The organism is Mesorhizobium sp. M1227 (assembly GCF_040318315.1).
In the GTDB taxonomy this organism is placed as follows: domain Bacteria; phylum Pseudomonadota; class Alphaproteobacteria; order Rhizobiales; family Rhizobiaceae; genus Mesorhizobium.
In genome coordinates this window covers 1-6,439 of the sequence record NZ_JAMYLZ010000080.1, presented here as the reverse complement: position 1 = coordinate 6,439, position 6,439 = coordinate 1, and the positions used below count along the sequence as shown (strand labels likewise).

Genomic DNA, 6,439 nt, shown 5'->3' with positions numbered 1-6,439 from the left:
TGGCTCATGCTGTGCTGCTAACTGCGCTCGTAAGGGCGACCTTAAGAGCGCAGCCTCGCTACCGTGCCGTCCTCTCGCAAGGCGGCCTTCGCCGGAGGGTATCTGAAATGACGACATCGAGCGGGTTTCGCACGACGGAAACGACAAAGGACGGGCGAACAACTTTTCATCGTGTCGCCTCTAGATTTCAGGTGCAGACGCTCATTGACAACTATCGGTAGAGATGACGTATTTCCTCGATCCGAATCGGGACAAATACATGGACTTTGTCAGGGCACGTCTACTCGAAGATCAGTTAAAGGACACGATGATCGGCGAGTGGACGATCGTAAGATTGATCGATCACGGCAAGTCGGCAGCAGTATTCGAGGCCACTAATGCTGCGAAGCAAGCGGCTGTGAAGGTATTCGACAAAGAACTGATCGAGCGCTTTGGCGACAAGACACAGCTTGCCCGGATCAAGCGGGAGGTCTCCCTCAAGGGGCGGGGCCACCCAAGCATGGTTGAGATCCTTGATGGAGGATACGATGAGGGTACGAAGAACCACTTCATCGTGATGGCGTTTCTTCGGGGCAGCAATCTCAAGAAGCGGCTCAAGGACATTTCCATTGAGGCGATTGGAGGATTCATCGCCGACATTGCGGCCTGTGCGGAATATCTTGAAAGCCTGGATCTGGTCCATCGGGACATTAAGCCGGAGAATATCCAGGTCAGCGAGGATATGAAGAAAGTAACTTTACTCGACTTCGGGGTCCTGAAGCCCGTCAAAGAGCCCGGGATCACTGACATGGAGGGTGTTCACCCCTTCATAGGCACCCTTCAATATAGTTCGCCCGAGTTTCTACTACGCGAAGAGGACGGAACAATTGAGGGCTGGCGCGCCCTTACCTTCTATCAAATTGGAGCGGTGCTGCACGATCTCATAATGCGCGAGGCTCTCTTCAGCGAATATGCCGAACCGTTTGCCCGTTTGGTCAACGCAGTGCAGGAAGTCACTCCGAATATTCAGAATTCCTCAGTGCCTTCATACCTAGTGGACCTAGCGAAGATGTGCCTCTTGAAGGACCCCAAGGACCGGCTGCGGATGGTCTCGTGGGAATCCTTCAGGCGTCCGAAGGCCACTGCGAGCGGGATCGCTGGCCTCAAGGAAAGGGTAATCAAGCGAGTTCTCGTCGAACAGGCGGGATCAGGTGCGGCGACGGAAAAGAAGCCGGATTTCGGCAAGGCGCTTCTCGAGGAGATCATAACCTCCACGAAGGATTCGGTGCGCCGTGTAAGCTCGGAAAACGATCAATTCCCGCCTTATGCCACGATAGTTCGATACCCTCGCAAGGCTCCGTCAGTCAAGATGACCTTCGAGAAGTCAGAAGCGCACCTAATGCCCGAGCTGTCGGTGGTATTCTGCATTGAGATAGTCGATGCGGAGGCAAAGGCACTTGCCGTAGACGTCTGTGTACACACCTCCGCGACACCACCTGAACCTTTTGAGCGCCGCATTCTCTTTTTCTCGGGGATATATGACCCCTCGCGGTTTCATACATCGCTCGAGGACATCCTTTATAAGATCATAGACTTTGTTCAACGCCAGGGGCCTCAGAAGGATAGCTGGCTGACCCTTGAGTTCAAGTGAAGGCACGCGAATGAGCACCTGGTGGAAAAAAACAAGCGATCTCGACGATGACCAGAAGAAGGTGATCAGTCTCCCGAAGGAGGGCGACCATCTCATCCTTGGCCCCGCCGGGTGCGGAAAGACAAACCTCTTGCTTCTCCGTGCGACGTTCCTCGTAAAGGCAGGTGTTACGAATATCACCGTGCTCACGTTCGGTCGCGTCCTGAAGGAATTTCTGGTAGCAGGCTCTACGCACTATCCGTTCTCATCGGACAAGATCCAGACATACCTGCAGTGGGGTGCTTCGCTCGTGGCATCGAATGGAATTGCGTTCGATGACTTCGGCGAATTCGCGGAGGTTCGCGCACGTCTTCTGAAAGGGCTAAAGGAAGTCGCGGCGCTGAAGAAGAACATAAACGTACTGGACTGCATTCTTCTGGACGAGGCTCAGGATTATTCCGCCGACGAGATCGGAGTGATTTCCTGTTTCGCCGACCAGATCTACGCTGTTGGCGATGACAGACAGCGAGTGACAAGCGCCATAGGTGGCTTGGATGCTCTGGAAGCGAAATGTGGCGAGCCCGTTGTCCTCAAGAAGCACTATCGGAATGGAATCAAGATATGCCGCGTCGCGGACGGCATCCGCAACGAAATCGACTCCGAGGAGGGGATGGAGGCGACGTCGAAGTACAACGAGCAGGATTTTGAGTCGTCTGTGATACCGCATTCGGGTCTTTCGCTCGCGGATCAGGTCGCGACCGCAATCCCGGAAATCGAAACGCAGCTCTTCGCCTATCCGGACGAGACTATAGGCGTCCTTTGCCCTAAGCAGGAAGATGCCACCGCGGTCGCCGCCCTTCTTCTGTCCTCCAAAGTCAAGCATCACGTGCAGATGCAGAACTTCGCGGGTGGGTACAGCGCCTTCGAACCGAATAAGCGTGTGATCGTGACCACTATCATCAGCGCGAAGGGGCTCGAGTTCCGGGCAGTCCACCTTCTCGGTATGGAGAAAATCAGTCGATTCCGGAACTTGCAAAAGAATCTCGCCTTTACGGGCGTGACCCGCGCAAAGACCTCGCTGCGCATCTATTATGATAAGTCTATTCCGGGATATCTGGAAAAAGGTATCCTCGCGCTCGATGAAGCCTCGACGAGTGATCCGACACTCGATGATCTGTTTGCTTAGGTAGGGAAAATGCTGAACATTGCTGTACTGGACACTGAGGAGTTCTTGGCCTGGGTAGGCCAGAAGTTGCCTCTGAAGCCCAGCAACCTCGGCGTGGCCGCTGTCCGCAAGCAGCTTTCATCCAAGTTCTGCGCTATCGCTGTTCCAGACCCGCAAAGGAATGATCCCGACGAGCGTGCCGTGGTTGTGGTGGATGAGCGAAAGGCGCGCGATTTCTTTGCCTTCGTTTCGACCTACGTCACCGACTACGCTCCCTTCACTGCATTCTTCCGGGTTGTGACGACGGACCAGCTCGATCTGCTGGCCGAAGAGCCTAGCCTGACCGTGGGTAGCACAACATCAGTGGTCGAAAAGCTTGTAGGAACGGCGATCCTCGAGGCGGCGCTCTATCTTAGATCGCCGAGGTCAAATGAAACCGGGCGGCCCATCACTCTTGCTGCGGCGGGCGCCACCTACTCCGCAGCGGCATTTCAGGGACTCGCACTCGGTCCCCAAGCTGATGTTCTGGCCATTGGCCGGGCGTGGCAATCCCTGCGATCAACGCTTGGCGGCGAGCAGCTACCTCTCGATATCGATGAACTCGGAAGCTTTTGGCAAGTGATTCGGCTGGCAGTGCATGGCGGTGGTCCCTCCGACCGTCCCGACAGTGAATCGGTGATGATCAGATCGATGCGGCAGGTAATCGAGAGTGGCCGGGTCGATGATTCAGTTTTGGAAGACCTACTCTCTTCACTTCCCGAATTGAGGGGTGACCTTTCCCGTTTCCGCGGAACCCGGGAAGGGCGTGCTCGGGCGATCCAGGAAGCAATCTCGCTGCTGAGCAATTCCACGGGCACCGGAGGGCAGTTGAGAGACTGCGCCGCAGGGTGCCTTCTGAGCCTTCTTGGCGGTGGTTCCTTTCGATTCATTCCCGCAGCGCTGTCGACCGGATTAAGCCTGCGGATGGCACCTCTTTGGTTCGCGGTGTGGTCGGGTCTGCAGGCAAGCAGCGATATCATGACTGAGTTCAATTGTATGGGCAGACGCATGGCTCGGGATTTGTGCGCACGGCCAGGCCTTTATAGCCCTCCTACCGACGACATCTCGGTCCTTGAGCTTGCAGGCATGGGAGCGGATGTTGACCAACTGCCACGAGGGCAGACCGGTTCGATTTCGGTCGAGATCTACCCCGGGGTTTCGACCAGGCAAAGCATTGCCAGGGTCGGTGCCCCCTCATTGAACTCGCGAGCGGAGTACCAGCGAGACATCAAAGAACTGAAAATTTTGATGGCGCAGTCATCCGCGATCCTTTCAAGGATGGACAGCAGTTCCACATCAGAATCCGATCCAAAGTATGAACGACCGTCAGGACGTAACGCGTATTCCCGCCGGAAATCTTAGAAGCCAATCACCTGCGCTTCGGCAAACGAAGGCTTCATTCATCATTCATCTACAAGGTTACGGTCAATCTCCTTGCAGTTCAGATCCTGCTCAACCACACCAAGATCGAGAACACAGTGCGGTATCTCGGTGTCGATGTAGAAGATGCCTTGGATCTAGCCGAGGCAACGGAAGCCGGAACATCGTGGCTTTTCGTCGCTGACTGAAAGCCGCCATAGGCTCGCCGACCTGGTCTTTACGCGCGGCAAGTCGGTCGCTGATGGGTAGGCAGCCCCATCAGGCGGATTGGCATGTTGGCTCTCAAGCCTCGGGCGGATCCCGTCTGGCTCGCACCTTACCTACCAAATAGACGGGAGAAGAAACCACGCTTCGCTGGTTTTTGTGTGATATGGCGCGATTGGACCTGACTACTTTGCTTAACGGGCTCTTGCCAATCGACCGGTTGCGCGACAGTCTTGGCCAACGCTTGCGCCGCGGGCCTTGATGAGATTGCCGCCGCTCGCGGTGGCTCACCTTTGCCACCCATAATGGGTATCTCGATCGCCTCCTTGGCGCGTGTAATGGCGACGTAGAACAGCCTTAGTTCCGCTGCGTCCTCCCGCTCTTGTTTGGCCTTTTCCGCAGGAGCGCGTGCTTCGCGGATCTTCATGAAGTCGTCCATCAGTCGAACATTTTTCCATTCCCGCCCCTTGGCCTTGTGTGCTGTCGAGATGACGATCTCGGCCTCCTCCTCGCTGACGGATTGGTTGATTGCCCACAGGAGGCGTTTCTCGCCCTTGCTCTGCACCAGATTGACGAACATCGTCAGGTGCTCCCCCTCGGTGGTTTTGGCGAAGTCGACCACGGACTCCCAACTGGTGAAACCGAAAAAGTCGGCCACGTCGGTTGGACGCCCGTCCTTCAAGTCCCGCACTCCCCACAGCAGCTCCTTGAGGTCTTTGTTGTCGCCAACGAGATGCGGCTTGCGACCCACGTCTAGGCACTGGATCAGCGCCGTCATGACGTTCGCATTGGTCCTCGCAAGAATGGCGTCGGGATTGCAGGTGCCGACCCGACTCCGCATGGCAGGATTGCCGATCAGCGGTACGCTCTCACCAAGCCGCCGCAGGATGCGAGACGCTTCGCTGGCGATCTCGGGGCCGAACCGGAACGACTGGGTCAGGCTAACGGTGGCATCGGTCTCGATTGCTTCCATCGCATTAACCGCGCCACGCCATTCGTATATCTGCTGGTAGCGGTCACCAACGTAGACAAGCTGGGCGCTTTGCCGCCGTAGCACGTCGAGCACGACAGGATTGGTGTCCTGCGCTTCATCGAGGAGGATGTAGTCGGCTGCAATCTGTGGCTTAGATAGTCCCCAGAGCTTAAGAAAACCGTCAAAACCCAGCGGGATCGCGTCCCTTGGGTCGCACATGCGTTGCCATACGTGCTTGGCATTGTTGCACGCAAAATCGTTCACTGCCTTCAGAGTATCTTCGCTGGCAGTAAGCAGCGATCCATGACGAGGCACGTGTGCGTCAGAAATTTCTTCGTCGCCGCTGTGGGCGAACCGCCTAACTGTCTGCTGGACTAAATGGGCTTGAGACACCGCCTGCAGCGAATGATCACGGTCGACCCGCCAGGTCTTCTTGAATCCAAGTATCTCTGCGAGCTGCTTCGTGCTGACCTTCCCAGCAAACTTGTCTTTTGTTTTCTTGTAGTCAGAGTGCAGCGACTTCAGCGCTAGGCTGTGAGTCGTCGAGCAATCTACTGTCGAAGGAAACTTCTCACGGGCGTCTCCGACAATCGCCTTGTTGAAGGCTATGTATTGGCCTCGGCTGCGAGTCCTATGGGCAAGGAACTGAAGCGCCGAGGTCTTGCCTGTGCCCGCATAGGCATTGATTCGCAGCGAGCCGCCGGACAGGAAAGCGTCAATTGCCTGTTGCTGCTCCTCGGTAGGTTTGCGAGCCTCCGAAATCGCCGCTACCTTCCTTTGCACTATGGTGGGCCGCTTCCTGGAAGTCTGGGGGCTTCGGTCGAAGAGGTCCGCCTGCTTGACATCCAACGCGGATTTGGCTCGGACCAGAAGCCTCCCGGCCCGAGCTGTGGTTCTAACTCCGGCTTCACCCACTACAGCTTTGATGGCTTTGGTATCACCACTTGCGGAGGCCTTATCCAGTATTGAACCGCGCCGGGTTTTCCGGAGGCCGTTGCGTTTGAGTCACGCGGCTATGGCTGGTTCATCCAGCATGGCGTAGTAGCGTTCCTCGGCTTCGGCCGGCGGG

Annotated in this window: 4 protein-coding genes; 3 read left to right on the top strand and 1 reads right to left on the bottom strand. The window is 56.4% G+C overall.

What is annotated here, in order from left to right; translation table 11 throughout:
* Positions 1–223: 223 nt before the first annotated feature.
* From NKH28_RS33930 to NKH28_RS33920, 3 genes are read left to right on the top strand one after another with little or no spacing between them, the layout of a single operon-like run.
* Positions 224–1,630: a serine/threonine protein kinase gene (locus tag NKH28_RS33930; protein WP_352981428.1), complete on the top strand. Its 1,407-nt coding sequence runs from the start codon at positions 224–226 to the stop codon at positions 1,628–1,630.
* Between the two features lie 10 nt (positions 1,631–1,640).
* Complete coding sequence (locus NKH28_RS33925) at positions 1,641–2,795, top strand: ATP-binding domain-containing protein (protein WP_352981427.1); 1,155 nt, start codon at positions 1,641–1,643, stop codon at positions 2,793–2,795.
* A gap of 9 nt (positions 2,796–2,804) precedes the next feature.
* Positions 2,805–4,175 carry a hypothetical protein gene (locus tag NKH28_RS33920; protein ID WP_352981426.1) on the top strand — a complete coding sequence of 457 codons (1,371 nt, stop codon included), beginning with the start codon at positions 2,805–2,807 and terminating at the stop codon, positions 4,173–4,175.
* 334 nt (positions 4,176–4,509) lie between these two features.
* Here the strand turns inward: NKH28_RS33920 and NKH28_RS33910 are convergent, their stop codons facing one another.
* The gene (locus tag NKH28_RS33910) at positions 4,510–6,219 is read right to left on the bottom strand and encodes a UvrD-helicase domain-containing protein (protein WP_352981424.1); all 1,710 of its coding nucleotides are present in this window, start codon (positions 6,217–6,219) and stop codon (positions 4,510–4,512) included.
* Positions 6,220–6,439: the final 220 nt, after the last annotated feature.

Excerpts from the sequence above, each read along its gene's own strand:
- NKH28_RS33930 (WP_352981428.1), top strand. The coding sequence starts at position 224 with ATGACGTATTTCCTCGATCCGAATCGGGACAAATACATGGACTTTGTC.
- NKH28_RS33925 (WP_352981427.1), top strand. The coding sequence starts at position 1,641 with ATGAGCACCTGGTGGAAAAAAACAAGCGATCTCGACGATGACCAGAAG.
- NKH28_RS33920 (WP_352981426.1), top strand. The coding sequence starts at position 2,805 with ATGCTGAACATTGCTGTACTGGACACTGAGGAGTTCTTGGCCTGGGTA.